The organism is Qipengyuania seohaensis (assembly GCF_002795865.1).
GTDB classification, from domain to species: domain Bacteria; phylum Pseudomonadota; class Alphaproteobacteria; order Sphingomonadales; family Sphingomonadaceae; genus Qipengyuania; species Qipengyuania seohaensis.
Genome location: NZ_CP024920.1, coordinates 484,017 through 507,959 on the forward strand (window position 1 = coordinate 484,017; position 23,943 = coordinate 507,959).

At 61.0% G+C, this 23,943-nt stretch carries 20 protein-coding genes, 1 tRNA gene and 1 pseudogene; 9 read left to right on the top strand and 13 right to left on the bottom strand.

Annotation, left to right across the window (positions count from 1 at the left end; translation table 11 throughout):
* Positions 1-77 precede the first annotated feature (77 nt).
* Both CVE41_RS02430 and CVE41_RS02435 read right to left on the bottom strand, forming a co-directional pair.
* Entirely contained in the window at positions 78-4,313 is a 4,236-nt protein-coding gene (locus CVE41_RS02430; protein WP_100259229.1) for a strawberry notch family protein, read from the bottom strand.
* 78 nt (positions 4,314-4,391) lie between these two features.
* On the bottom strand, positions 4,392-5,306 hold the full coding sequence (locus CVE41_RS02435) for a DUF7146 domain-containing protein (RefSeq protein WP_100259230.1): 915 nt from the start codon (positions 5,304-5,306) through the stop codon (positions 4,392-4,394).
* Between the two features lie 324 nt (positions 5,307-5,630).
* Here CVE41_RS02435 and CVE41_RS02440 point away from each other — a divergent pair.
* Positions 5,631-6,029: pseudogene (locus CVE41_RS02440) on the top strand (transglycosylase SLT domain-containing protein); the annotation flags it as partial.
* Positions 6,026-6,229, top strand: coding sequence for a DUF5818 domain-containing protein (locus CVE41_RS02445; RefSeq protein ID WP_100259232.1), 204 nt, complete (start codon positions 6,026-6,028; stop codon positions 6,227-6,229). The pseudogene CVE41_RS02440 and the gene CVE41_RS02445, both read left to right, overlap by 4 nt.
* Before the next feature lie 9 nt (positions 6,230-6,238).
* On the opposite strand, the gene CVE41_RS02450 is transcribed toward CVE41_RS02445, so the two are convergent.
* The 6 genes from CVE41_RS02450 to CVE41_RS02475 form a co-directional block, all read right to left on the bottom strand.
* Positions 6,239-7,492, bottom strand: a complete 1,254-nt coding sequence (locus tag CVE41_RS02450; RefSeq protein ID WP_100261328.1) for a tyrosine-type recombinase/integrase — start codon at positions 7,490-7,492, stop codon at positions 6,239-6,241.
* A gap of 178 nt (positions 7,493-7,670) precedes the next feature.
* Positions 7,671-7,747, bottom strand: a tRNA-Met gene (locus tag CVE41_RS02455).
* 76 nt (positions 7,748-7,823) lie between these two features.
* Entirely contained in the window at positions 7,824-8,342 is a 519-nt protein-coding gene (locus CVE41_RS02460; RefSeq protein WP_100259233.1) for a 2'-5' RNA ligase family protein, read from the bottom strand.
* On the bottom strand, positions 8,339-9,292 hold the full coding sequence (mltG, locus tag CVE41_RS02465; RefSeq protein ID WP_100261329.1) for an endolytic transglycosylase MltG: 954 nt from the start codon (positions 9,290-9,292) through the stop codon (positions 8,339-8,341). The genes CVE41_RS02460 and mltG overlap by 4 nt, the downstream gene beginning before the upstream one ends.
* 22 nt (positions 9,293-9,314) lie before the next feature.
* Positions 9,315-10,574, bottom strand: a complete 1,260-nt coding sequence (gene fabF, locus CVE41_RS02470) for a beta-ketoacyl-ACP synthase II (protein WP_100259234.1) — start codon at positions 10,572-10,574, stop codon at positions 9,315-9,317.
* A gap of 94 nt (positions 10,575-10,668) precedes the next feature.
* On the bottom strand, positions 10,669-10,905 hold the full coding sequence (locus tag CVE41_RS02475) for an acyl carrier protein (RefSeq protein ID WP_006834437.1): 237 nt from the start codon (positions 10,903-10,905) through the stop codon (positions 10,669-10,671).
* A gap of 155 nt (positions 10,906-11,060) precedes the next feature.
* On the opposite strand from CVE41_RS02475, the gene CVE41_RS02480 reads away from it, so the two are divergent.
* A complete protein-coding gene (locus CVE41_RS02480) occupies positions 11,061-11,492 on the top strand; it encodes a ferritin-like domain-containing protein (protein ID WP_100259235.1) in 432 nt (143 codons plus the stop codon).
* 57 nt (positions 11,493-11,549) lie between these two features.
* Here CVE41_RS02480 and aspS read toward each other — a convergent pair whose 3' ends face one another.
* Complete coding sequence (aspS, locus tag CVE41_RS02485; RefSeq protein WP_100259236.1) at positions 11,550-13,367, bottom strand: aspartate--tRNA ligase; 1,818 nt, start codon at positions 13,365-13,367, stop codon at positions 11,550-11,552.
* A gap of 169 nt (positions 13,368-13,536) precedes the next feature.
* On the opposite strand from aspS, the gene rnd reads away from it, so the two are divergent.
* Both rnd and CVE41_RS02495 read left to right on the top strand, forming a co-directional pair.
* On the top strand, positions 13,537-14,739 hold the full coding sequence (gene rnd, locus CVE41_RS02490; RefSeq protein WP_100259237.1) for a ribonuclease D: 1,203 nt from the start codon (positions 13,537-13,539) through the stop codon (positions 14,737-14,739).
* Positions 14,736-15,632 carry a hydrogen peroxide-inducible genes activator gene (locus CVE41_RS02495; protein WP_100259238.1) on the top strand — a complete coding sequence of 299 codons (897 nt, stop codon included), beginning with the start codon at positions 14,736-14,738 and terminating at the stop codon, positions 15,630-15,632. The genes rnd and CVE41_RS02495 overlap by 4 nt, the downstream gene beginning before the upstream one ends.
* On the opposite strand, the gene CVE41_RS02500 is transcribed toward CVE41_RS02495, so the two are convergent.
* A complete protein-coding gene (locus CVE41_RS02500; protein ID WP_157799373.1) occupies positions 15,629-15,898 on the bottom strand; it encodes a hypothetical protein in 270 nt (89 codons plus the stop codon). The genes CVE41_RS02495 and CVE41_RS02500 overlap by 4 nt on opposite strands.
* A 193-nt stretch (positions 15,899-16,091) precedes the next feature.
* On the opposite strand from CVE41_RS02500, the gene CVE41_RS02505 reads away from it, so the two are divergent.
* Positions 16,092-17,558 (top strand): oligosaccharide flippase family protein, encoded by a 1,467-nt coding sequence (locus tag CVE41_RS02505; protein WP_157799374.1) that lies wholly within the window; start codon positions 16,092-16,094, stop codon positions 17,556-17,558.
* Here the strand turns inward: CVE41_RS02505 and pgsA are convergent.
* The gene (pgsA, locus tag CVE41_RS02510) at positions 17,555-18,148 is read right to left on the bottom strand and encodes a CDP-diacylglycerol--glycerol-3-phosphate 3-phosphatidyltransferase (RefSeq protein WP_100259241.1); all 594 of its coding nucleotides are present in this window, start codon (positions 18,146-18,148) and stop codon (positions 17,555-17,557) included. The two genes, CVE41_RS02505 and pgsA, sit on opposite strands and share 4 nt — an antisense overlap.
* A 112-nt stretch (positions 18,149-18,260) precedes the next feature.
* Between pgsA and CVE41_RS02515 the strand changes: the two genes are divergently transcribed.
* The gene (locus CVE41_RS02515; RefSeq protein ID WP_100259242.1) at positions 18,261-19,604 is read left to right on the top strand and encodes an MFS transporter; all 1,344 of its coding nucleotides are present in this window, start codon (positions 18,261-18,263) and stop codon (positions 19,602-19,604) included.
* Positions 19,605-19,607: 3 nt separating this feature from the next.
* On the opposite strand, the gene CVE41_RS14555 is transcribed toward CVE41_RS02515, so the two are convergent.
* The gene (locus CVE41_RS14555; RefSeq protein ID WP_157799375.1) at positions 19,608-19,802 is read right to left on the bottom strand and encodes a hypothetical protein; all 195 of its coding nucleotides are present in this window, start codon (positions 19,800-19,802) and stop codon (positions 19,608-19,610) included.
* A 150-nt stretch (positions 19,803-19,952) separates the two neighbouring features.
* Here CVE41_RS14555 and CVE41_RS02520 point away from each other — a divergent pair, with 150 nt between their 5' ends.
* Positions 19,953-21,623 (top strand): thiamine pyrophosphate-binding protein, encoded by a 1,671-nt coding sequence (locus CVE41_RS02520; RefSeq protein ID WP_100259243.1) that lies wholly within the window; start codon positions 19,953-19,955, stop codon positions 21,621-21,623.
* 9 nt (positions 21,624-21,632) lie between these two features.
* Here the strand turns inward: CVE41_RS02520 and CVE41_RS02525 are convergent, their stop codons facing one another.
* A complete protein-coding gene (locus CVE41_RS02525; protein WP_100259244.1) occupies positions 21,633-22,043 on the bottom strand; it encodes an EVE domain-containing protein in 411 nt (136 codons plus the stop codon).
* 162 nt (positions 22,044-22,205) lie between these two features.
* Between CVE41_RS02525 and CVE41_RS02530 the strand changes: the two genes are divergently transcribed.
* The gene (locus tag CVE41_RS02530; protein ID WP_232725766.1) at positions 22,206-23,903 is read left to right on the top strand and encodes a putative bifunctional diguanylate cyclase/phosphodiesterase; all 1,698 of its coding nucleotides are present in this window, start codon (positions 22,206-22,208) and stop codon (positions 23,901-23,903) included.
* The last annotated feature ends 40 nt before the right edge of the window (positions 23,904-23,943 follow it).

Sequence of the window (23,943 nt, forward strand, 5' to 3'; positions counted from 1 at the left end):
AGAGCCACGCGAAGATGCATGGCCCGACAAGCCACCGGCTCCCTCCCCTCTCTCACGCTTGGTCGTGGATTTGCCGTTCAGGCCGCAATGGCCGGGAGAACAGAGGATGCCTTCGACACGGGGACGAAAAGGCGCGTGCGGTAACGAATGATCTCTGTGAAACAGCCCTTGGTCTTGTACCAGTCGAGGCGTTCGGGGGCGTAGCCGGTGAGTTCGAGGCGCTGCTCGCCGCCGACCAGAGAGCGCTTGACGGTCAGAGCGTCATGACTTGCGAACGACTGGGGCGTTCCGCTTGTCAGGACCAGTTTTCCGAGCTCAGCCGGATCGGGGCCGGACACACCCTTCAAGCCGAATGTCTCGGCGATCTTGGCAAGGTCGATATCAAGGACTTCGCGTCCGATAATCGAGCTCCCGTGCTCGGCGGCAAGGCGGGTGACGCGGACATGGTCGCCAGGCAGCCGCTTCCAGACCGGAAGAAGCAGTCCAGTCGCCAGATGCACTCGTTCAGTGACCGGCGAAGCAGCTGCGGCGTCTTCTTCCTGTGTCCACAGCTGGGAAAACTCGGTCACGCCGACCTCTTCCCACAAGCTTTCTCCAAGCGCCTCGAGCGTCCAGTTGACCGATTGAAGCGGGCGCAACAGGCGACGGCGTTCGATCACCGCGCCATCATCGGCGATGAGGCGCCGCGCCGGAACTGACAAGGCCACCTTGCCCGAGCGCGCATTGCGCAGGGGAATGGCCTGGGGTGATCCGATCTCTTGCATCCTCACGAGACGTTTGAAGCGCAGCGGACGCAATTGGCGTTTCACTTCGAGCGAAACGAGGCGGGTTTCGGCGCCAGAGACAGCATCGGTGCGGAGCACATCATCGGATAGCACCGAGAAGCTTTCGACGCGGACCGTTTCCAGACCTAGATCGAGAGTACCAGCCTCTCGGGCTGCTTCGACCCGCGCTTCAACAAGTCCGAGATACTCTTCGAAGATGCCGTTCTGCAGTGCGATCGGGAGCGCAAGTATGCGGTTGAGCCAGCGTTGGATGGTGGGAAGATTGTCGCTCAACCCGCCGTCGGGGTTCTCGAGCTTGAGGCCGGTTCGCTCGACGAAGTCCCCGAAACCGACTGCCTCGAGTTTTCCATCGTAAAGCAAGTAGAACCAGCGCGAGAGCGCGTCTTTCGCATAATCGCTCTCGAGATTGTCGGCAGGATCGAACAGGTTCTGACCGCCGGTCTGACGCTGGCCGCGTGTGAGAGCGCCCAATGCGTCGAGCCTTCGCGCAATGGTCGAGATGAAGCGGCGTTCGCCCTTCACGTCGGTAGTAACCGGGCGGAACAGCGGCGCAGAAGCCTGGTTGGTGCGGTTTGTCCGGCCAAGACCCTGGATCGCGTTGTCCGCCCGCCAGCCCGGTTCGAGGAGGAAATGGACGCGCCGCTGCTGGTTTTGGGCATCAAGGTCGGCGTGATAGGATCGGCCCGTACCTCCTGCGTCCGAGAAGACCAGAATACGTTTCGCTCCATCCATGAAGCACTGTGCTTCAGCGACATTGGCGCTTGCGCTTCGACGTTCAAGCCGCTGCTGACCGTCGCGCCCTAAGACCAATCTGCGGGTGCGGCCCGTGACTTCCGCCACGGCCTCGGTCCCGAAGTGCTCGATGATGGCATCAAGTGCAGTGGCGATAGGGGGCAAAGCGCAAAGCTGCTCGATCAGTGCGTCGCGAGCTGCGATGGCACGCGAGCAGAGAACGGGCTTGCCGTGCTCGTCGCTCATCGCTTCGGATCGCAGATTGCCTTCCTCGTCAGTGAAGACCTGCATTAGGCGCACGGGGAAGCTCTTCGCGAGATAGTCGATGACATATTCGCGCGGAGAGAGATCGATATCGAGCGCTTCTCGCTTCTCGTCCGAGAGATCGGCCAGGCGCCGGTCGAGCATCGCTTCGGCGGTCGAGACCAGCTGCACGACCACCGAATGGTCATCGCCAAGCGATGCTTCCATGGCAGGGATCAGGCTTGGCAGTTTCATCGAGAGCAGAAGCTGCGCAAAGAAGCGCTGCTTGGTACCTTCGAAGATTGAGAGCGCCGCGGCTTTGGCGTTGCGGTTGAGCGTATCACCGCTGTCCTCGTCGACCACCCTTGTGGCTTCGAGCGCTTCATCGAGATTGCGGTGAATGATCGCCCAGGCCTTGGCATAGGCATCGTAGATCCGCACCTGCGCTTCTGTGAGCTGATGTTCGAGGATCTCGTATTCGACCCCCGCAAACGACAACGCACGGGCAAGGTAGAGTCCCTGGGCCTTGAGATCGCGGGCGACAAGTTCCATCGCTGCCACGCCGCCGGCGCGGATCTCGGTCATGAATGCCTCATGCGTTGGAAACGAGGATTCGGGCCCCCATAGCCCAAGGCGGGCCGTGTAGCCGAGATTGGCAATGTCCGATGCGCCGGTCGCGGAAGCGTACAGAACACGTGCTCGCGGCAGATGGTTCTGAAGCCTGAGACCTGCCATCCCTTGCTCCGATCCTTTGACATTGCCGCGGGTCGAGGAAGAGCCGAGCGCATTGGCCATGGCATGCGCTTCGTCGAAGGCAATCACGCCTTCGAATTGCTCGGCGGCCCAGTCGAGGATCTGATCGAGCCTTGTGTCCTCGGCGCGTCCCGAGCGAAGCGTTGGATAGGTTACGAACAGGATACCCTCGGCCATCGTCACCGGACTTCCGAGTTTCCATCGGGAGAGCGGCTGGATGTCGAGTGGGAGTCCCCCAAGCGCTTCCCAATCGCGGCGCGCATCTTCGAGCAATGCCTCGTTCTTGGTGATCCAGACGTGACGGCGTTCGCCCGAGAGCCAGCGATCCATCATGACGCTCGCGATCTGGCGACCCTTGCCTGCGCCCGTGCCGTCACCGAGGAAAAAACCCTGGCGGTAGAAGTGACCGTCCTCCGCGAGTTCGACCGTCGTTCCTTGTTCGCTTGGACGGAATTGCCCGGGAAGGTCGCGGGCGAATGCCTCGCAAGCGTAGATCAGTGTTTCGCACTGTGCGGCCGAGAGCAGTTTGCCCTCCTGCCAGTTCGCGGGAAGCAAGGGGCGCACTTTCGGCACCGGTGCCGCGACCGAGCCCATCGCAACCGATTCTACGAGCGGTGTCGGGTGAACGGCAGCATCCTGCATGATGACGCGGCTCGGTCGGTAAGGCAGGTAGATACCTGCCTGCTCGGGAACGGGCGCGGGCTCGTCCAGGGCTTGATAGTCGAGCGCGACTGCCGCGCTTTTCTGGGCGGCTCCAGTCACGAAAGGAGCAATCGGCTTGCGCCAAACAGCGCCGTCTGCCGAGGTCGCAACCGAACGTACCGGAAGGCGATGGATGTTCGGTTGCCTCGGCGCGCGATCGGGCAGCTTCGCCAGGCAGGAATGAAGTTCGGCGAGATCGGCGAGATCCCCCGCGATCGTGGAGGCGTCCTGAAGAGCCGCCTTCTCGATGACCACCATTCTGACCGCGATCCCGGTTCCGCTTCGTGAGAATGCGCCCGACAGCCGGATGTTGAGCAGCAGCGAAGCCTGTTCCTGGTCTTCGACAAAAGCCAAGGCATCAAAGCCGTCTGGGAGAATGGCGACGAGGCGACCTCCTGGAGCGCAAATCCGCAGCGCACTGCGCAAGTGGCGCATTGCCGTGCGGCCATCGACGCCCCGCTCGCGGCTTCGGGCGAACGGAGGGTTGATCAGGATGACGGTGGGGCTCGGACCTTTGGCGAGTTCGGCGATCAACTCGCCATCATGTGCTGATAGACGAGCACGAGGGAAGATATGCGCGAGCGCATCGCGACGCGCGCGATCGATCTCGTTGAGCGTCATCGAACAATTTCGAACGTCACCCCAGAGAGCAAGCGCGCCATTCCCGGCTGACGGTTCGAGAATGTGATCGCGCGTGCCAAGGGACGCGGCCTTGGCCATCAGCCATCCAAGGATCGGCGGCGTCGAAAACTGCTGAAGCTCGACCTGGGTCTCGCTGCGCACGTGGCGAGGCGGCAAGGCTGCATCGAGCCAATCGAAACGCGCTGCGGCCTCGTGGAAGCCTGTATCGAGGTCGACGCGTGAGAATTCGCGAAGCCAGAGCAAGGCCCCGATCTCGACCGCGTTGTTATAGCCGTCGATCGTCCACGCACTGCCCCATTCCTGTGCGCCGGTTTGAGCGGCGAAGAGCTGGGCAATGTCACGTCGGGTGAGATGGCTTCCATTCGCAAGTCGCTGGGCAATTTGGTCACCGATTGCGAAAGCGAGCGGAATTGTGCTCGATGTCTCGCGGTCTGGGAAAAAGTCTGACTGGAACATGGCTTGTCGTCCTCCTGATTGAGGCATCGGGACATGCGCCCTCTGCCGGGTCAGGAATTCGAGAAGCTCTCTCCCCTCTTATCGGCACGCCTTGCGGCGAAGCCATGACTGGAGTTCGTCGTTCCAGTCGGTCCCGCGTGAATTGGGCCGCCGGACTTGGATATGCCGCCCTTCACGGAGATAAGCACCTCGCCCACGCTCAGCTGCAAGGTCGCCGCCAGCATCGTGATCGACGAAGAGATGGAGGTCGCTCACGCTCTCCGGAATGGCAACCAGCCCGAAGCGTTCATTGCCCAGCGTTGCCCACGTCGGGATCCCGGTGAGCGCATAGGCCGACATCGCGCTCTCAATGCCTTCGGCGAGACCGAGCCTTCCCTCGGCGGGTGCGAACAGACGTACTGCCGCCTCGCCGAGTGACCCCAGTGCGCGTTTCGGCTTGGCAAACGAGGCCTGGGTATGGCCGGAATGCGACAGGAATGTCCGGTGAACGGCAATCGGTCCCTCGTCCAGGCTGACCGCAGCGATCATCGCTGGCAGGAAGCGGGCGCGCCCCTTCGGACCAAGCGGTGTGCGCGGGTGAAACCTTAGTGCATGGGACGTGGCGAGGATGTCGCGCCCTTCGAGATATACCTTGGCAGGAGTTCGCTGCAGCGGCCGGGCATCGCGCCAGATACGGAGCGCTGCAGCTGATGGCTTATTGGAATAGCTCGGCTGGATCGGAAATTCGTCAGAAGAGCCTGAGAATAGCGCTGAGGTCTCGATCCCCTCTCGAGCGAGGGCAGCGAGCACGCTCGCCTGATCGCAGCCGGCGAAACAATGCAGGAGGATAGCCTTCCGGCCAAGGGTGACACCGAGCGAAGGCGTGCGATCGTCGTGTGCAGGGCAACGTGCCATGCCCTTGGTGCCAGACCACTTGCCGCCGCGGCTTTCGCAGAGCTTGCGAGCGGTTTCCTCAAGCGAAGGTCGGGAAAGGGTTGAGTTCGAAACGGACATACTTGCTCCATCGCCGCACAATTGCCCCTGCCGATTGTCCCCTCTCCTCTTGCCGGACACGTATGGCGCTTTCCTACACCCCAATGTTCTATTTATGTTCTGTCGTCGATCTAGGCAAGATAAGAGAGCGTAATGAGGCAAATTTGGGTAACTGGCGTGTGTTGTGGGCTTGCAATTGCAATCCCCGCCATTGCCCAGGCGCAGGAGTTCCGGGTTTTTGATCACCGACTTAGCGAGGTCGAAAAACCGGCAGACATAGAATTCACGCACGATCCTTCATTGGCGTTCGTTGGGAACGGAAGAGAGATCTCATCCCCAGCCCATCGAAGTTACAAAGAGACGCTCTACGAACCCCTCATCCGGCAAGCTGAAGTACGGTATCGATTGCCTCCTCGCTTGCTTCAGGCATTGGTCTGGCAGGAATCCCGGTTCAATCCGATGGCGATCAGTCCGGCTGGTGCAGCCGGACTTGCGCAACTCATGCCTGCAACCGCACGAGAACTCGGCGTAACCAATCGGCACGATCCAGCTCAGAATATCGACGGTGGCGCGCGATATCTTAGGCAGATGCTCGACCGGTTTGGTGCGATCCATCTCGCACTGGCGGCCTATAATGCGGGGCCCGGCGCGGTATCGCGTGCAGGCGGAATACCAAGAAATCGAGAAACGCCGGGATATGTGAGGAGCGTTATCCAAAGATGGATGGCATACGGAGCACTATGAACACGAATCGGAAAAGGATCAGCGGACGGCTCGAGCATCTCCCGCGCGGGGCAGCGATCGTGACAGATGCAGGCGACCACTGGGTTCTGGAAGGCTACGAGCCATCGAACGATGACTTCGGTTTCGAGGTCACTGCCGAGGGTATCGTTGTGGGCTTTGATCGCCTTCGAGTTGAGTGGCTAGGCCAAGTGCCAGCGTAGCTCGCTAAATCACGCAGCTCTCAAAATCGCGACGTTGTCTGTGTTTCCGCGCATCGCATCGAGGAAGTTGGCCCAATCTTGAAGCATCGCGCGACGGGGCGCCAGATACTCTGCGGCATTATAGGCCCCGCGAACTTCGTTCTCCTCGCTATGAGCCAACTGAAGCTCGACCCAGTCTTCATGGTACTTTCGGATCCACATTGGCGGTTGGCCGACTTCGACAAGCTGTTCATTGGCCCATGTGCTCGCAAGACCTCTGAAGCCATGAACAGTCTGCCGACCGTGATAGCCCAGACGATACAAACCATAGATCATGGTGTTTTCGGATAGCGGCACTCCACGCTTCTGGCCGGGAAACACATAGTCACTTTGAGAACATGCGATCATGTCCTTGGCGAGCGAAGCGGCTTGCATTGACAATGGTACGATATGTTCACGGTGCATCTTCATTCGATCAGGGCCGATGCGCCAAAGCGGAGAGTTTCCGTCTAGATCCTCAAACTCGTGCTTCTTGGCGAAACGAAGTTCTTTCGTTCTAACCCATGTCAGAAGTGCGAAGGTGAGCGCTGCGCGAGTGATTTCGGAGCGTCGCTCCCCTTCTTCGTTGTATTGATCCAGCTTGTTTATGAACTCTGGCAACTGAGCGAGCGGCAGTTTGGCCATATGCTTTACTCGAGGGCGCGGCTTCAGAGCGCCGCGAAGATGAGCCGTGGGGTCCCCTTCGCAAAGGCCGCTCGCGATGGCGAACTGAAAAACTTGGCCAATGCTCTGCTTCGCACGCCGACTGATATCCAGAGCGCCCCGTTCTTCAATATTGCGGATCACGCCTAAAACTTCAGGCGGGGTGATCTCGTGCATCAACCTTTCGCCCAATACTGGAAACACGTCCCGTTCCATTCGAGACCAGACACGCTTCGCATGAGCTGGATCGAGGCTGGTCTTTCGATTCTTGTGCCACATCTCAGCAACAGCTTTGAAGGTTCTCTCTGGCTCGAAATCTCGACCAGGCTTGTGGACCATCGGATCCTTGCCTTCGGCCAAGGCAGCCTTTGCAAGCGTCTTCAACTCACGCGCAGCCGCGATTCCGACGTCAGGGTAAGCACCAAAGGAAAGCAGCTTCTCCTTCCCGCGATAGCGGTATTTTAAGCGCCAAAGCTTCGAACCGTTCCCTTTTACGAGGAGGAATAGCCCTTCACCGTCGGCAAGCTTGTAGGGTCGTTCTGCCGCCTTCGCATTCTTGATCTGAATCTCACTCAAAGCCATTGGGGGTATCGCTCCTTTTCGGTACCCCCCGAAAGTACCCCCAAAATACCCCCACTCCAAATCCGGCTTCAAGCGCATGCAAGCGAACGCAAGCGGACGCGAATCAGCCACATGACTTTGATTTCATTATTTTTTTCGGATTTATACGGAAGAATGCGAACCCATGCGGATTCGAGAATGGTAGCGGAGGAGGGACTCGAACCCCCGACACGCGGATTATGATTCCGCTGCTCTAACCACCTGAGCTACTCCGCCCCGAAAGGCCGTGCGGCGGGCAAATGCCCGCTCGGCAGGCGGCGCATTTAGGGCGCGCGCGCCTATCGGTCAACACTCATTTCCCGCGAAATGCGAAGCGACGCAGAAACTCCCACGGCCCGCCCCGATAGGCGTAAAGCGCAAGGCCGCGAAAGGCGAAGTCACGGGACTCTATCACCCCGCTCAATTGCGCCTGAAGCGCCTTTGCTTCCTTGGAAGTGACCTTGTTCTGGATCGTCACGTGAAGACGCGGTCGGTGCTGGTCCTGATTGGTCAGCATCCCGTGAAAATGGTCGGCAATGCGGTCACGAAGATCAAGCATGGCCGGACTGACAAGCTTGATGGCGGTACCTCCGCCAAGCGACATCAGCCCTTCTACCTGCCCTTCGACAGGGGCCGTCTCTCCGGCAAGCCTTGCAAGGTAACTGCGGACCTCGCCTTCACATTGCGCAGGCAGCGCGTGGAAAAGCGTAACATGCGCTTCGAGGTAGTTGCGTTCGGGCGGGAAATGCTCGGTCCGCAGGTCGGTAAAACGACGGTGAAGGTCCGTGGGCAGTTCAGCCGTCAGGATGAGGGGCGCGTCCGCCCCGCTCACATCTCACCGCGTTCACGCCGCAGCGCGAACCACTTTTCGACATTCGCATTATGCTCGGCCAGGGTTTGCGCGAAGGCGTGCCCGCCCGTCCCGTCAGCCACCATGTAGCGTGCCTCGGTCGCCTCGGGATCGAGCACGGCAGCGATGGATTCGCGTCCCGGATTGGTGATCGGCCCCTTGGGCAGGCCGACCATCGAATACGTATTATAATCGTTCACCGCGGCAATTTCGGACTGGCGAATGCGCCGGCCAAGCGGTTTTCCCTTGGTGAGCGGATAGATGATCGTCGGATCGGCTTGCAGCAGCATCCCGTCCTTGAGGCGATTGGAATAGAGGCCTGCGACCATACGCCGCTCTTCGGGAACACCGGTTTCCTTCTCGACAATCGACGCGAGGATGAGTGCATCCTTCACATTATCGACCGCAATGCCTTCCTTGCGCCGCGGCCATGCTTCGGCGAGGTAATTCTGCATCGCCGCCTGCATGCGCGCCAGCACAGCAGCCCGCTGCTCGCCGCGTTCGAAATCATAGGTGTCGGGAAGGACGCTGCCTTCCTGCGGCACCGGTATTTCACCGGTCAGATGCTCCTGCGCCATCAGGCGTTCCCACACCAGGATCGAGGGCATTCCTTCCGGGATCGTCACGAAGCGACGGATGACGTCGCCCGACTGGAACATGCCCAGGATCTGCGACTGGCTGGCGTTTGCCGGCAGGAGGAATTCCCCTGCCTGGATCGGATCGCCGCCGCCGAAGATTTTGGCGCGCAATAGAAAAGCGTCCGCGGAGGCAACTACGCCCTCGTCCTCCATGCGGTTCGCCACCGAGGTCAGTGTCGATCCCGAGGGCACGATGAAGGGCGTGTCTTCCTCGATCTGGGCGGAGCCGAACCAGCCGCTCGCGAACCACGCGGCTGCGACAGCAAAAACCAGCGCGGCAACCGCGCCGAGCATCAGCGCGGGGCGTTTTGTCACCTTAGTCGACCTTCTTGAGGATTAGCGAGGCGTTCGTGCCGCCGAAACCGAAGCTGTTGTTGAGAGCAGCCTTCACTTCGCGCTTCTTGGCCGTCAGCGGGACGAGATCGACGCCTTCGGTGCCCTCGTCGGGATCTTCGAGGTTGAGCGTCGGCGGTACTACCTGATCGCGGATCGCCAGAATGCAGAAGATGGCTTCGACAGCACCTGCGCCGCCAAGGAGGTGGCCGATGGCGGATTTCGTGCTGCTCATCGATGCGCCGCACAGATCGTCACCAAGCACGCGCTTGACCGCAGCCAGCTCGATCGTGTCCGCCATGGTCGAGGTACCGTGCGCGTTGACGTAGTCGATGTCGCAGGCCTCAAGGCCGGACTTCTTCAGCGCCATGCGCATGGCCAGTTCCGCACCCTTGCCTTCCGGATGCGGAGCGGTGACGTGATAGGCGTCACCCGAGAGGCCATAGCCCACGACTTCCGCATAGATCTTCGCACCGCGTGCCTTGGCGTGTTCGTATTCCTCGAGGACCACGACGCCCGCACCCTCGCCCATGACGAAGCCGTCACGGTTCTTGTCGTAAGGACGGCTCGCCTTTTCGGGAGTGTCGTTCATGCTCATGTTGAGCGCACGTGCCTGAGCAAAGCCGGCCACGCCGAGCGGGTTCACAGTGCTTTCCGCACCGCCCGCCAGCATGATGTCGGCATCGTCGAGCGCGATCATGCGCGCGGCATCGCCGATCGAGTGCGCACCAGTCGAACAAGCGGTCACGACAGCGTGGTTCGGCCCCATCAGGCCGTATTTGATCGAAACCTGGCCGCTGATGAGGTTGATGAGGCGTCCGTGGACGAAGTGCGGGGAGACACGGCCCGGACCGCGTTCATGCAGGACGATGGATTCGCTTTCGATACCCGGAAGACCGCCGATGCCCGAACCGATCGAAACGCCGGTGCGCATCTTTGTCTCGTCGTCCATTTCCTCAAGACCGGCATCTTCGATGGCCTGTCCGGCAGCGTCGATACCGTAGATGATGAACGGATCGACCTGGCGCTGGACCTTGTGGTCGACGCGCTTGTCGGGATCGAAGCCGTATTCGTGGTCCTTGCCCTTCACCTCGCAGGCAATCTGCGCCTTCTGGTTCGAAGCATCGAAGCGGGTGATCTTGCCCGCCCCGCTCTTGCCAGCGATGAGATTGGACCAGGTTGTTTCTACATCGCCGCCCAGGGGGGTGACGAGTCCAAGTCCGGTAACGACCACACGACGCATGAATTTCTCCGCCTAAAAAACAACAGGCCCGGCCCGCTATCGGGTCGGGCCTGTCCGGTCCCGCATTACGCGGGAAATTGAGCCTTGGAGGGAATTAGCCCTTATGCTCTTCGATGTACTTGGTCGCGTCGCCGACGGTGGTGATCTTCTCAGCCGCATCGTCGGGGATTTCAACGCCGAATTCTTCTTCGAACGCCATGACCAGTTCAACGATGTCGAGGCTGTCTGCGCCGAGATCGTCGATAAAGCTGGCTTCCTGTGTCACTTTGTCGGCTTCGACGCCGAGGTGCTCGACAACAATTTTCTGCACGCGGTCGGCAGTATCGCTCATTTTATTCCCTCTCGAATTCATGGGGGTTAGCAAATTGGCTTTCGCCCTAATCAACGGCGCGGCGCAGCGCAAGGGCAACTCGTCCGGTTGGTCGAGCCAAAAGTGCATCTGAACCGTTTGCTGGTTATCTATCACTTTGAAAAGGTAACGAAAAGATGTCCAGCACCGTATTCAAGAGCCTCACCGACACCACCTATGATTCGGTCGAAGGTTACCGCCAGGCCGGCGAGAAGGCCGATAGCCCGCAGTTAAAGCAGGCCCTTCAGCAGCGTTGCCAGAGCCGAGAGCAGACCCTGCAGCAGATGAACGCCGAATTGCAGCGTCAGGGCGACGAGCTTGTGACCAAGGGCACGATGACCGGCGAAGCGCACCAGATGTGGCAGAGCATCACCAGCGCATTCGAGAACGACGACGAAGCTGCTGCGGAGCGCGTCGAGGAAGGCGAGGACTACATCAAGGGCAAGTTCGAACAGGCGCTGGAAAGCGACCAGCTCGAAGCGCAGGAACGCGCGGTCGTCCAGCAGGCCTACGCCGAAATCTGCGAAGGCGAACGCTTCGGCGACATGATCGCGAAGCAATTCGACTAAGTTTGTCTGCAATCGAGAAAAGGGGCGTGGAGAGCGATCTCCGCGCCCCTTTTTCTATCAGTCTCCGGCGCGGTCCACGCGGGTCGCCTCGGCGCCCTGCGGCTTGGGCGCATCGACTGTGCGGATATGCACGTCGCGCAGCTGGCGCGGGGACACGAGATTGGGCGCGCCCATCATCAGGTCCTGCGCCTTCTGGTTCAGCGGGAAAGCGATCACTTCGCGAATATTCGGCTCGTCGGCGAGCAGCATCACGATGCGGTCGATGCCCGGGGCCGAGCCACCGTGCGGCGGCGCGCCGAGCTTGAACGCTTCGATCATGCCCGAGAAGTTCTCGTCCACATCGGCTTGCGTGTAACCGGCGATTTCGAACGCCTTATACATGATTTCCGGCTTGTGGTTCCGGATCGCTCCCGACGAAAGCTCGTAGCCGTTGCAGACGATGTCGTACTGCCAGGCGAGGATTTCGAGCGGGTCCTTGGTTTCCAGCGCTTCCATCTCACCCTGCGGCATCGAGAACGGGTTGTGGCTGAAATCGACCTTCTTGAGCTCTTCGTCATACTCGAACATCGGAAAGTCGACGATCCAGCAGAACTTGAAGCAATTTTCCTCGATAAGTTCGAGCACTTCGCCGACGCGCGTGCGGGCCGCGCCTGCCAGCTTGGCAGCGTCCTTTTCCTTGCCCGCAGCGAAGAACAAGCCGTCGTTTTCGCCAAGGCCGAGCTCGGCATAGAGCTTTTCCATGCCTTCCGTGCCGTGATTCTTGGCGATCGGGCCGCCGAACTCGCCGCCCTTGCGGGTGACATAGCCGAGGCCGGCAAAGCCTTCCTTGCGGGCCCAGTCGTTCATCTCGTCGAAGAACTTGCGGCTCTTCTCGTGCGTGTTCGGAGCGGGGACCACGCGGACCTTGCCGCCCGTGCCGACGATCTTCTCGAACAGGCCGAAACCAGACTTTTCGAAGTGGTGCGTGACGTCGCTGATAATCAGCGGGTTGCGCAGGTCGGGCTTGTCGGTGCCGTATTTCAGCATCGCTTCGGCATAGGGGATGCGCGGGAATTCGCCTGCGGGCGTAACGGTCTTGCCGCCCGAGAATTCCTCGAACACGCCGGCAAGGACGGGTTCGATTGCCTGGAAGACGTCTTCCTGCGTCACGAAGCTCATTTCGAAGTCGAGCTGGTAGAATTCGGGGCTCCGGTCGGCGCGCAGGTCTTCGTCGCGGAAACAGGGGGCAATCTGGAAATAGCGGTCGAAACCGGCGACCATCAGGAGCTGCTTGAACATCTGCGGCGCCTGCGGAAGCGCGTAGAAACGGCCCGGATGGAGGCGGCTGGGCACGAGGTAGTCGCGCGCGCCTTCGGGGCTGGAGGCACCCAGGATCGGCGTCTGGAATTCGCTGAAGCCCTGGTCGGTCATGCGGCGACGCAGGCTGGTGATGACCTGGTTGCGCAGCATGATGTTCTTGTGGACCCGTTCGCGGCGCAGGTCGACGAACCGGTACTTCAGGCGCGTTTCTTCAGGATAATCTTCCGCTTGGTTGACGATCAGCGGCAGGTCTTCCGCGCGGCTCTGGATTTCGATCTCGCGGGCAAAAACCTCGATCTCGCCGGTGGGCAGGTTCTTGTTGACCGCCACTTCGTCGCGCGCCTTCACCGTGCCGTCGATCGTGACGACCGATTCCAGCTTGAGCTTTTCGAGCACCGGAAGCGCCTTGCTGTCGCTGTCGGCAACAATCTGCGTAATGCCGTAATGATCGCGCAGGTCGACGAACAGCACGCCGCCATGGTCGCGCTTATTGTGCACCCAGCCGGACAGGCGGACGGTGTCGCCGACATTGTCTTTTGTCAGCTGAGCGCAGTTGTGGGTACGATAGGCGTGCATCTGGAAATCTTTCCATTTTGGGATGTATGGCGCTAAGGGCGCGAGCGTGCGCGCTCCTTTAACAGGAATCGCGCGCGCTAACAGGGCACCGGCAGGTTTTTGTCAAGACTTTGGCAGACGCTTGTGGCGGTGCGGGAGCGGTACTCCGCTCGAGACAAGAAAAGACACGATGAAAATACACGACCTGATTACGACCACCGATGCACTCGCCGACTTGTGCGAGCGTCTGGCGAAAAGCGAATTCGTCACCGTCGACACCGAGTTCATGCGTGAGAACACGTACTGGCCGGAACTTTGCCTACTGCAGATCGCCAACGAGGAAGAAGCGGCGGCGATCGATCCGCTGGCGGACGGCATCGACCTTGCCCCGCTGTGGGATTTGATGTGCGAGAACGAAGACGTGCTCAAGGTTTTCCACGCCGGTGGGCAGGATGTGGAGATCGTATACAATTTCACGGGCAAGACGCCCCACCCCATTTTCGATACGCAGATCGCGATGATGGCGATCAGCCAGTCCGAACAGATCGGCTATGCCAACCTCGTCGAAAGCTGGCTCGGCTTCACGGTCGACAAGGGCGCCCGCTTCACCGACTGGAGCCGCCGCCCCTTGACCGAAAGGCAGATCGAATACGCCATCGGCGATGTGACCCACCTGTCCAAGATCTTCCCGAAGATTCTCGAAAAGCTCATGAAAACCGGTCGCGGTGCATGGCTCGATGCCGAAATGGACAAGCTGGCCGATCCGGCGAACTACGCCAACGATGCCGATCTCGCATGGAAGCGCATTCGCTCGCCCGGCCGGAATGCCTCGGTGCTTGGCCGCCTCAAGGCGCTGGCCGCATGGCGCGAAGGCGAAGCGCAGCACAAGAATATCCCGCGCGGCCGGATCATGCGCGATGAAACGCTCGCCGATATTGCGAGCCACCCGCCCAAGAAGCAGGCCGACCTGACCAAGGTGCGCGGCCTGTCGAACGCCTGGCGTGACAACGACATCGGCAAGCGATTGATGAAGGTGCTCGACAAGGCCGAGCCCATGCCGAAGGACGAAATGCCCGATAAGCCGAAACGCGGCGCGCCGCTCGGCAAGGAAGGTGCGCTGGTCGCCGATCTCCTCAAGCTTCTGCTCAAGATTCGTTCGCGCGAAATCGACATTGCCGCCCGCCTGCTGACCCGGGCGGACGAAATGGAAGCGCTGGCCGCGGGCGTCCGCAAATTGCCGATACTCGAAGGCTGGCGTTACGAAGTCTTTGGCAAGGACGCGCTCGAACTGGTCGAAGGCAGGCTCGCCTTTGCAGTAAAGGACGGCAAGCTGCTGATGACGCATATCGACGACATGGAAAGCGAACTGAACGAAGCGCAGGCGGCAGAGTGAGTACCTACCTCCCCACCCTCAAGCAGCTTCAATATTTAGTCGCCCTCCACGAGCACGGCCATTTCGGCCGCGCGGCAGAGGCCAGCTTCGTTTCCCAATCGACCCTTTCGGCGGGCATCCGCGAACTGGAATCGCTGCTCGGCGTGACCCTCGTCGAAAGGAGCCGCCGTGTGGTGCGCTTTACGGCGCTGGGCAACCAGGTGGTGGAAAAAGCCCATCGCATCCTGCGCGAGGCTGAGGAACTGGCCGATCTCGTCCAGGCTGCCGGCAAACCGCTGGCCGGGCAATTGCGGATGAGCGTGATCCCGACGATCGCGCCTTTCATGCTGCCTCGCTTCCTTCCGAGGCTGCGCAAGGAGAGGCCCGAGCTCGAACTTTTCCTGCGTGAGGAAACCAGCCAGGCTGCCGTCGAATCGCTCCAGCACGGACGGGTCGATTGCGTGTTGCTTGCCCTTCCCTTCGCTACCGGTGAGGTAGAGCAAGCCCATATCGCAGACGATCCGCTTTACGTCGCTTTCCCGAAGGACGATCCGCGCGATCCGCCGGAAACGGTGTCGACCGACATGATCGACGAAGGAAGACTGCTCCTGCTGGAAGACGGTCATTGCCTCAAGGAACACGCGCTTGCGGCCTGCAATCGGCCCGAATTGCGTGGCAGTGCAACCATGATCGGCACCAGCCTGCACACCCTGGTGCAGATGGTCGACAACGGCCTTGGCCTGACCATGTTGCCCCAGATGGCCGTCGATGCGGGTATCCTGAACGGCACCGACGTCGTCGCACGCCCGCTCAAGAGCAAGGCAGCGAGCCGCGAAATCGCGCTCATCTGGCGCAAGAACTCTCCGCGCCGGGACGATTTCGAATTATTGGCTGAGGAACTTCGCGCGGGTTAGGCCGCGAGCGGTTCGTCGTCCTGCTTGACCTTGGATTTAAGGTAGCGGTCGGCTTTCTTGACCACGAACATCGGGACAATCACGCTGAGCGCGATCCCTGCGAGCGAGCAGAAAGCGATCCAGATTGCCATCGCCGTGCCGCCGGACAGGTAGAGTCCATAAAGCACGGGCGCCGCGAGCACGAGGCCGCGGATCTCGTTGAAGATGATCGCAACAGCGCCGACCTTGAGCAGCGCCGCGAGGAGCATGTGTAGCGTGGCAGTCATGCGAACCGTAGTAATGCTGGTTGGTAAAGAAACCGTTGACCACACCGCTCGTATCCCCGCCCCGTCGTGAAAGCGGTGCGTCTGGTCATGTTGTGCAAGCGCCACTAAAGGTGGTTTTCCGGCGGGGTACGGGATCGTGGAAGCCGGAACAGGGGATCTGAAAAGTCGTGCAATTGACTGTGGCGCAGTGCCGGTGACCGAGGGAGAGGCCAAACAGGTCGGCGTCTATCGCGGGGCTGCCGTGGCGGTCGCCATGACTTGGGTCCTGCGCGCCATCGGGCTGGTTTCGGTCTTCATACTGGCGCGGTTGCTGACCCCGGCAGACTTCGGCGTGGTCGGGCTCGCGATGACCGCAGTCGCGCTGGTGGAAACCTTCTCCTACCTCGGCATGAAGCAGGCTCTGCTGCGAATGGAGAAGCTGGAGCGGGACTATTACGACACGGCCTGGACGATCCAGATCGTGATGTTCTCCCTGCTCTCGCTCGTCCTGTTCGCGATCGCCGCGCCAGCCGCGTCTTTCTTTGCCGAACCGAGAGTGGAAGCGGTGATCTACGCGCTATCGCTGCGGTTCATCATGCTCGGCGTGATGAACATCGGGATCGTCGAGTTCGAGCGAAACTTCGCATTCGGGCGTGACCTCAAGATGAAAGGCACTGCCCGGATCGCTTCGTTTTTCGTCACCGTCGGCCTGGCACTCTGGCTGCGGTCCTACTGGGCGCTGGTCGCAGGCATGATCGTACAGTCACTCATCCTGATGGTGCTTTCCTACGCGATGCAGCCCTATCGCCCGCGCTTGTCGCTCGCGCGCAAGGCCGAGTTGCTCGGGGTCTCGCTCTGGATCTTTGCCGGAGCCGCAGCCCAGGTCTTCTTCAGCCAGGTCGAGAGGCTTACCGTGGGCCGCGTGGCCGACACCGGCACCGTTGGTGCATTTTCCGTCAGCAAGGACGTGGCGAACATCCTGACGCAGGAAATCGCGATGGCCCTCAACCGCGTCACTTATGTCACGACGGCACGCAGCGGAGCGTTCACCGAACAGGGCCGACGTATTGCCCGCTCGCTGGGCGGTTATGCCATGATGGCTGCTCCGATGGGATTGGGCCTTGCTGCCGTGTCGGGCGAGTTCGTGAGGGTATTCCTGGGAGAACAATGGGGAGCAGCTGCCGTACTGGTCGCGCCGATCGCCGTAGGAACGGCGCTCGTCGCCGTCTTCCGCCTGATTGCATCCTCGCTGCAGGCAGGCGGCCATGAACGGGTTTCCGGACTACTATGCCTTGCCGCATTGGCGACCATGATCATCGCGGTCGTCACGGTCGCCGCCAACGGCGGCTCGCCGCTGGCAATCGCCCAGACCGGGCTTGTCGTCAGCGCAGCGCAATTGCTAGTCGGCCTCGCCATCATCTCCCGCCTGTCGCGCGGGAGCATTCTCGGCGCAGTAATTTCCGTTGCCCGCCCCTTTCTGGCCGCCACCGCCATGTATGCGGTGGTGATCAGCCTGCCGGTCCTGTCGAATTCGGTGCTGGTCGAGCTGGTCTGGCGCGCAGGCGTCGGAGCGGCGAGTTATGCCGCGATACTCTGGCTTTTGTGGCTGGTTTCCGGCCGCCCCGATTCAAGTGAGGCCGAGTTTCTCCGCGTTGCAGGCAGAAACCTGCGGCGGCGTTAGTCCATGTGCTTGAGGCCGACCCGCAGGTAATCCCACCCTGTGATCAGCGTCAGCAAGGCGGCTGCCCAAAGTGTCACCAGGCCGACCGTGTGCGGGACGTTGGCGGCGATGTCGCCGATCATCACGGTCCAGCGCGGCAAGCCCTGACCCAGGATCAGCGAACCCAGCGCTACCAGCTGGAACGTCGTCTTCCACTTGGCGAGCTTGCTGACCGGTACCGACACCTGCAACCCACCGAGAAATTCGCGCAGGCCCGACACGGCGATCTCGCGCACGAGAATGATCAGTCCGGCAATGACATGCATGTCGCCAACATACGGGCCCGTCAGCACGCCTTGCGCCGCCAGCACGAGGATTACCGATGCGACCATGATCTTGTCCGCGATCGGATCGAGGAAAATACCGAGTCTGGAGACTGCACCGCTCGACCGGGCCAGCATCCCGTCGAAATAATCGGTAATACCCATCGCGCAGTACAGCACGAATGCCGCAAGGTAGCCGGTTTCCCAGCCCGGCCACCACAGAAGGAAGGCCAGGAGCGGGATCGCGAAGATCCGCGAAAGGGTGAGGATGTTGGGCAGGCTCAACATGACGAATCGCTCTAACGACAAACTGTCCGGCGCAAAAGCGGCACATTTGCCTTGTCCGCGCCTGCGTTAGTCCGCACAAGGGCCGCGGAGCCGAGGTTGTGCCCGGGGGGTCATGCTTACATCAACACATTTGCTGCGCAGCAGGCGCTTTCTGCCGCTGTTCGTCACGCAGCTCTTCAACGCGTTCAACGACAACCTCTACAAGACCGCGATGGTGCTCTTCGTGGTCTACCAGATCTACAATTCCGAAGAAGCGGAGGGCCAGTTCAGCGCCGTCGCATCGGGCCTGTTCATCCTGCCATTCTTCATCCTGTCCGCGCTCGCCGGCCAGCTCGCCGACATGCGCGACAAGGCGGCGATCATCCGCAAGGTCAAGTTCTGCGAAATCATCCTGATGATCATCGGGGCAAGCGGGCTCTATCTCGCCTGGAAGGGCTATGACCTGCCGGTCAGCCTGTTCGGAATCGAAACCACTTTACCGATCGTCCTGATGCTGTTCGCGCTGTTCCTGACCGGGGTGCAGTCGACTTTCCTCGGCCCGATCAAATACGCGATCCTGCCGCAGCATTTGAAGAAGGACGAGGTCCTTGCAGGCACGGGCCTGGTAGAAGCCGGGACTTATATCGCCATCCTCGCCGGCACGATCCTGGCTGGATGGATCCCCGTCGAAGTCGCGGCGGTAGGCATCATCCTCACCTCTGTCGTCGCGTATTTCGTCAGCCGCCAGGTTCCCGATGCCCCGCCCCAAGGTGCGCCTGAAAAACTCGACTGGCATATCCTGCGCGCCTCGGTGCGACTGGTACGCGAGACCATGCACGCCCGCGAAGTCTATTACGCCATCATCGCGATCAGCTTCTTCTGGACCATCGGCGCGGTGCTGTTCATCCAGTTTCCCCCGCTTGCCAAGAATGTCATCATGGCCAGCAAGGAAGTCGCGAGCCTGTTCCTCGTGATCTTCTCGGTCGGCATCGCCATCGGCTCGGTCGCGATCAACGCCTTGCTGAAAGGCAAGGTCTCGGCCCGCTATGCCTCGCAATCGGTCATCGTGATGGGGCTGTTCGTCATTGCCTTCTACGGCGTTGCGAAACTGTGGGAGGCCGACCAGCCGACCGAGCTGTTGGACGTCGCAGGGTTCCTCGCCTGGCCCATGGCGACCATCCTCCTGCTATGCCTGCTCGGCATTGCGATCGCGGGCGGAATGTTCGTCGTGCCACTCTATGCTTTTCTCACCACGCGCGTGGCGCCGGAGAAAGCATCGCGCACGATCGCCGCAAACAATATCGTCAATTCCGGCGCAATGGTCTGCGGGTCGCTTATGGCAATGGGAATGAGCGCCGCCGGGGTGCCGATCGTGGAGCAGGTCCTCATCAGTGCGCTGATGTGCCTGATCTCTGCATGGTTGGGGCGCAAGCTGCTGAAGGCAGAACGAACCGCCGCGGCCATTAGCCGGGCCTAGCAATCAGGCGATGAAGGCGAGAACCGCTGCGAAGGTCGCAAAATAAACCGTTGCTGCACCGCGAACGTCCGAAGCCGTAAGGCGCCAGTCCATCGGCTGGTCCTGCGGCACGTCGGCAAACATCGCGCGGCGCTGTGGCAGACTTGCCCGCAACCAGTGGCGGGCGGCTTCGGTGTTAAGGACTAATGCGCGTCTCATGATGCAGGTCTTAACGCATTTTTAACCCTTGGGGTCCCGCACAATCAACGCTGTAGCAATTCGGGACATTCAGCGTGTTTGCTGAGGATAATCTGCAAGAATTGCCACCGCGATTGCGCGAAGCTGCCCGCGAGGCTAACCGCCTGATCCATGACTACACGCCCCACTCCCGCCGCCGCGAAACTGCTCGTCGATTGCCTGATCGAACAGGGCTGCGACCGAATTTTCACAGTGCCGGGAGAAAGCTTCCTGCAGGTGCTCGACGCGCTCGGCCAGCAGGAGGCGATCGAGCTTGTCACTTGCCGCCAGGAAGGCGGGGTTGCGATGATGGCGTGCGCGGACGGAGCGATGACCGGAAGGCCGGGGATCGCCTTCGTCACCCGCGGCCCCGGTGCGACAAACGCAAGCATCGGCATCCACGTCGCCCAGCAGGATTCGCAGCCGATGATCATGTTCGTCGGCGACGTAGATTCCGGCATGCGCGACCGTGAAGGCTTCCAGGAAGTCGACTTCGCGGCCTTCTTCGGGCCGATCGCAAAATGGGCGGCCCGCATCGATAGCGCGGACCGCATTCCGGAATACGTCGCCCGCGCCTATGCCACGGCCATTTCCGGGCGCCCCGGGCCGGTCGTGCTGGCCCTCCCCGAAGACATGCTGAGCCATGACACTGCGGCAAAGCCCCGCAAGCGCGTGGAGCGGCCTGCGCAGGCCCCCTGCCCCGATGCCATGCAGGCGATGATGGCCCTCATTGCCGATGCCGCTTCGCCAGTCGCCATTGTCGGCGGCGCGGGATGGAATGCAAAGGCACGCGAGCACTTTCAGCTGTTTGCCGAACGCCTTGGCATTCCCGTCGCCACCGCTTTCCGCCGACAGGACGCGATCAGCCCGTCGAGCCGCGTCTATGCCGGATCGCTGGGCTACGGCCCCAATCCCAAGCTGGTCGAGCGGGTGAAGAATGCCGACTTGGTCTTGGCTGTCGGCGCACGGCTCGGGGAAGCGACCACCGACGGCTATACGGTCCCGCCGTTGGAGGATGCCGAACGCACGCTGATCCACGTCCACCCCGATCCGGAGGAATTGCACCGCGTCTATCCCACCGAACTCGCCATCTGTGCCGAGATGGACGAGTTCGCGGAAAGCGCCGCTCTGTGGGACGATGGCGACACGATCGATTTCGATGCTGGTGCAGAAGCAAATGCGGAGTGGGAAGCCTGGGCCACGGCCACGCCCAACGACTATCCGCTCGACATGGGCGCTTGCGTCCAGTTCATGCGCGACACTCTTCCGGCAGACACGATCATCTGCAACGGCGCGGGCAATTTCGCCGGATGGTGGCATCGCTACTGGCGTTACGAAGGATTTCCGACGCAGCTTGCGCCTACCTGCGGCGCCATGGGATACGGAGTTCCAGCCTCGGTTGCCGCTTCGCTACGCTTCCCAGAGCGTACCGTGGTGGCGGTTGCAGGCGATGGCGACTTCATGATGAATGGCCAGGAAATGGCCACGGTCGTCCAGCACGGCGGCAACCTGATAGTCATCGTCGTCGATAACGGGGCATACGGCACGATCCGAATGCACCAGGAGCGCGAATTCCCTGGCGAAGAACGCATCAGCGGTACCCGCCTGGCAAATCCCGACTTTGCGGCGTTGGCCGCAGCCTATGGCGGCTGGTCGGCGCGCGCCGAGACGACCGAGCAGTTCAAGGATGCGCTGGTTGCAGCACAAGGCCGCTCGGGCCTGCGGCTGATTCACTGCGTGATCGACGTCGAACAGCTGGCAGCAAGCGGCGCAACCGTCAGCGGATTGCGCGCTCGCAACTGATCCCCTCGGTCAGATCCCTGCCATCGAGCAGATTACGGACCATTCGTCCGGCTTGATCTCGGCAACCGACAGGCGCGACAGGCGCACAAGTTCGCAATCCTCGAGCTTGGGTTCGGCCTTGATCTGTTTCAACGTCACCGGGCTAGGTAGCTTGGTCTTCGGCACGATCTTCACAGCCGCCCAGTTGCCTTCGGGATCGGTCGGGTCGGTGATCCCGGCCACGCTCACTTCGCAAATGCCGACGATCTCCAGTCCTTCGCGCGAATGGTAGAAAAAGGCCTGATCGCCCACTTCCATGGCCGCCAGGTTGTTCTTGGCGCGGTGATTGCGAACCCCGTCCCAGGTCCCTTCCTTCTCGGCGACAAGGTCGTCCCAGCTATATTTGAACGGTTCCGATTTCATCAGCCAGTAGCGGGCCATTCGCAAAATTCTCCTTCTCGCGGGTTCGGCAATGTGCGGGCGGCCTAGCGCGCCCGGCGCCACTTGGCCAGAAAGCGCACGGGCACAGTGAGTTCCGGTTAACGGCTTTTTAGACATCCTTCCTTAGGCACACATGGAACACGAGCGTGTCCGGGGGACCATTTGGGCAAGATTATCTCAGGAAAGCGGCCGGATCGGGCGGATGACGGGTCGCCGGGCCTCGTCGGCTCGACTCGCCACGACCTGGTCACGCAAGGCATTGCTTTTGCCGCGATGATCCTGTTCGTCGGCACGGCCGGCGTCGCCCTGCCCAACATCATCAAGACCTGGAGCGGGGCGGTTGGTGGGCCCGACGTGGTGCTGACCAATGCGCTGATACTCAACATTGCGCTCATTCTCCTTGGCTGGAGGCGGTACAAGGCGCTGAACGTCGAACTGGGTGAGCGCCGCCGATCGGAAGAAGAAGCCCGGCGTCTTGCCGAGATCGACGATCTTACCGGCTGTCTCAATCGCCGCAGTTTCGCGACGCGCCTTGCCGTCCTGCTGGAAACGGAATGCAACTCCGAACGCGCACTGGCCGCGATTGCGGTCGATCTCGACAACTTCAAGCAGGTGAACGACCTCAATGGCCATGCCGCCGGCGATGCCGTCCTGAGGGCGACGGCCGAACGGCTAGAACGGGTACTTCCTGCTGGAGGCGTCCTGGCCCGCATCGGCGGCGATGAATTCCTTTGTGTGGTGCCTTATCACGCATCCGCACCCGACCGGATCGAGCACCTGGCGACACGCATGGTCGATCGCGTGGCGACTTCCGTGCAGCACGACGAAATCGCTCTCGACGTGACTGTGTCCATCGGCATCGCCAGTTCCGTCCATCTCGACGCACTCGAAGAAAGCCGCAACGGGGCGCAGGCCCTGATGCACAAGGCGGACATCGCCATGTATCACGCCAAGAAGCAGGGCAAGAACCGCTTCTACTGGTTCGAAGCACCGATGGAAAATGAGCTGCGGTTCCGCAACAAGCTGGAATCGGGCATTCGCGCCGGGATCGCGAACGGTGAATTCGTGCCGTACTACGAACAGCAGATCGACCTAGAAACCGACAAGCTGGTCGGTTTCGAAATGCTCGCTCGCTGGGAATCGCCGGAACTAGGCGTGGTGGGGCCGGACATTTTTATCCCGATCGCAGAAGAAATCGGGGTGATCGGCGAACTCTCCGAAAAGCTCATTGCGCAGGCGTTCGAGGATGCAAAGCAGTGGGACGACGCACTGACCCTGTCGGTCAACATCTCTCCCGTTCAAATGCGCGATCCGTGGTTTGCGCAAAAGGTGCTCAAGCTCCTGGTGAAGCACCGTTTCCCGCCACACCGCCTGGATATCGAGATTACCGAGACCTGCCTGCACGAAAACATCGGCATGGTGCGCTCGATGATCACGTCCCTGCGCAACCAGGGCGTACATGTCAGCCTCGACGATTTCGGTACCGGCTATTCCAGCCTTTCGCAGCTGCGCAGCCTTCCTTTCGACCGCCTCAAGATCGACCGCACCTTCATCAGCGAGTTGCGGGCAGACGAAAACAACACGGCCCTGGTCGATGCGATCGTGGCTATGAGCGATGGCCTGAAACTGCCGATCACGGCCGAGGGCATCGAGAACGAGGCCATCCACGAGGTTCTCAAGGGCATGGGTCGCATGAAGGGCCAGGGTTACCATTACGGCCGCCCCGAGCCTGCAGCCAAGGTGCTGGAGCGCCTATCCCTACAGCAGTTGCTGGCCTCGCCAAGCGACGAAGTCCTCGACCTCGACGCCGAACGCAAGAAGCGGGATGACAAGGCCGAGAGCGACAAGCGCGTCGGCTGATACTTTACGCTGGCCGCCTGAAGGCATAGATGCGCGCCAA

Excerpts from the sequence above, each read along its gene's own strand:
- mltG (WP_100261329.1), bottom strand. The coding sequence starts at position 9,292 with ATGCTCGGCGCGGTTGCCGCGCTGGTTTTTGCTGTCGCAGCCGCGTGG.
- CVE41_RS02475 (WP_006834437.1), bottom strand. The coding sequence starts at position 10,905 with ATGAGCGATACTGCCGACCGCGTGCAGAAAATTGTTGTCGAGCACCTC.
- aspS (WP_100259236.1), bottom strand. The coding sequence starts at position 13,367 with ATGCACGCCTATCGTACCCACAACTGCGCTCAGCTGACAAAAGACAAT.
- CVE41_RS02480 (WP_100259235.1), top strand. The coding sequence starts at position 11,061 with ATGTCCAGCACCGTATTCAAGAGCCTCACCGACACCACCTATGATTCG.
- CVE41_RS02435 (WP_100259230.1), bottom strand. The coding sequence starts at position 5,306 with ATGTCCGTTTCGAACTCAACCCTTTCCCGACCTTCGCTTGAGGAAACC.
- CVE41_RS02525 (WP_100259244.1), bottom strand. The coding sequence starts at position 22,043 with ATGGCCCGCTACTGGCTGATGAAATCGGAACCGTTCAAATATAGCTGG.
- fabF (WP_100259234.1), bottom strand. The coding sequence starts at position 10,574 with ATGCGTCGTGTGGTCGTTACCGGACTTGGACTCGTCACCCCCCTGGGC.
- CVE41_RS02500 (WP_157799373.1), bottom strand. The coding sequence starts at position 15,898 with ATGACTGCCACGCTACACATGCTCCTCGCGGCGCTGCTCAAGGTCGGC.
- pgsA (WP_100259241.1), bottom strand. The coding sequence starts at position 18,148 with ATGTTGAGCCTGCCCAACATCCTCACCCTTTCGCGGATCTTCGCGATC.
- CVE41_RS02515 (WP_100259242.1), top strand. The coding sequence starts at position 18,261 with ATGCTTACATCAACACATTTGCTGCGCAGCAGGCGCTTTCTGCCGCTG.
- CVE41_RS14555 (WP_157799375.1), bottom strand. The coding sequence starts at position 19,802 with ATGAGACGCGCATTAGTCCTTAACACCGAAGCCGCCCGCCACTGGTTG.
- CVE41_RS02445 (WP_100259232.1), top strand. The coding sequence starts at position 6,026 with ATGAACACGAATCGGAAAAGGATCAGCGGACGGCTCGAGCATCTCCCG.
- rnd (WP_100259237.1), top strand. The coding sequence starts at position 13,537 with ATGAAAATACACGACCTGATTACGACCACCGATGCACTCGCCGACTTG.
- CVE41_RS02430 (WP_100259229.1), bottom strand. The coding sequence starts at position 4,313 with ATGTTCCAGTCAGACTTTTTCCCAGACCGCGAGACATCGAGCACAATT.
- CVE41_RS02520 (WP_100259243.1), top strand. The coding sequence starts at position 19,953 with ATGACTACACGCCCCACTCCCGCCGCCGCGAAACTGCTCGTCGATTGC.
- CVE41_RS02450 (WP_100261328.1), bottom strand. The coding sequence starts at position 7,492 with ATGGCTTTGAGTGAGATTCAGATCAAGAATGCGAAGGCGGCAGAACGA.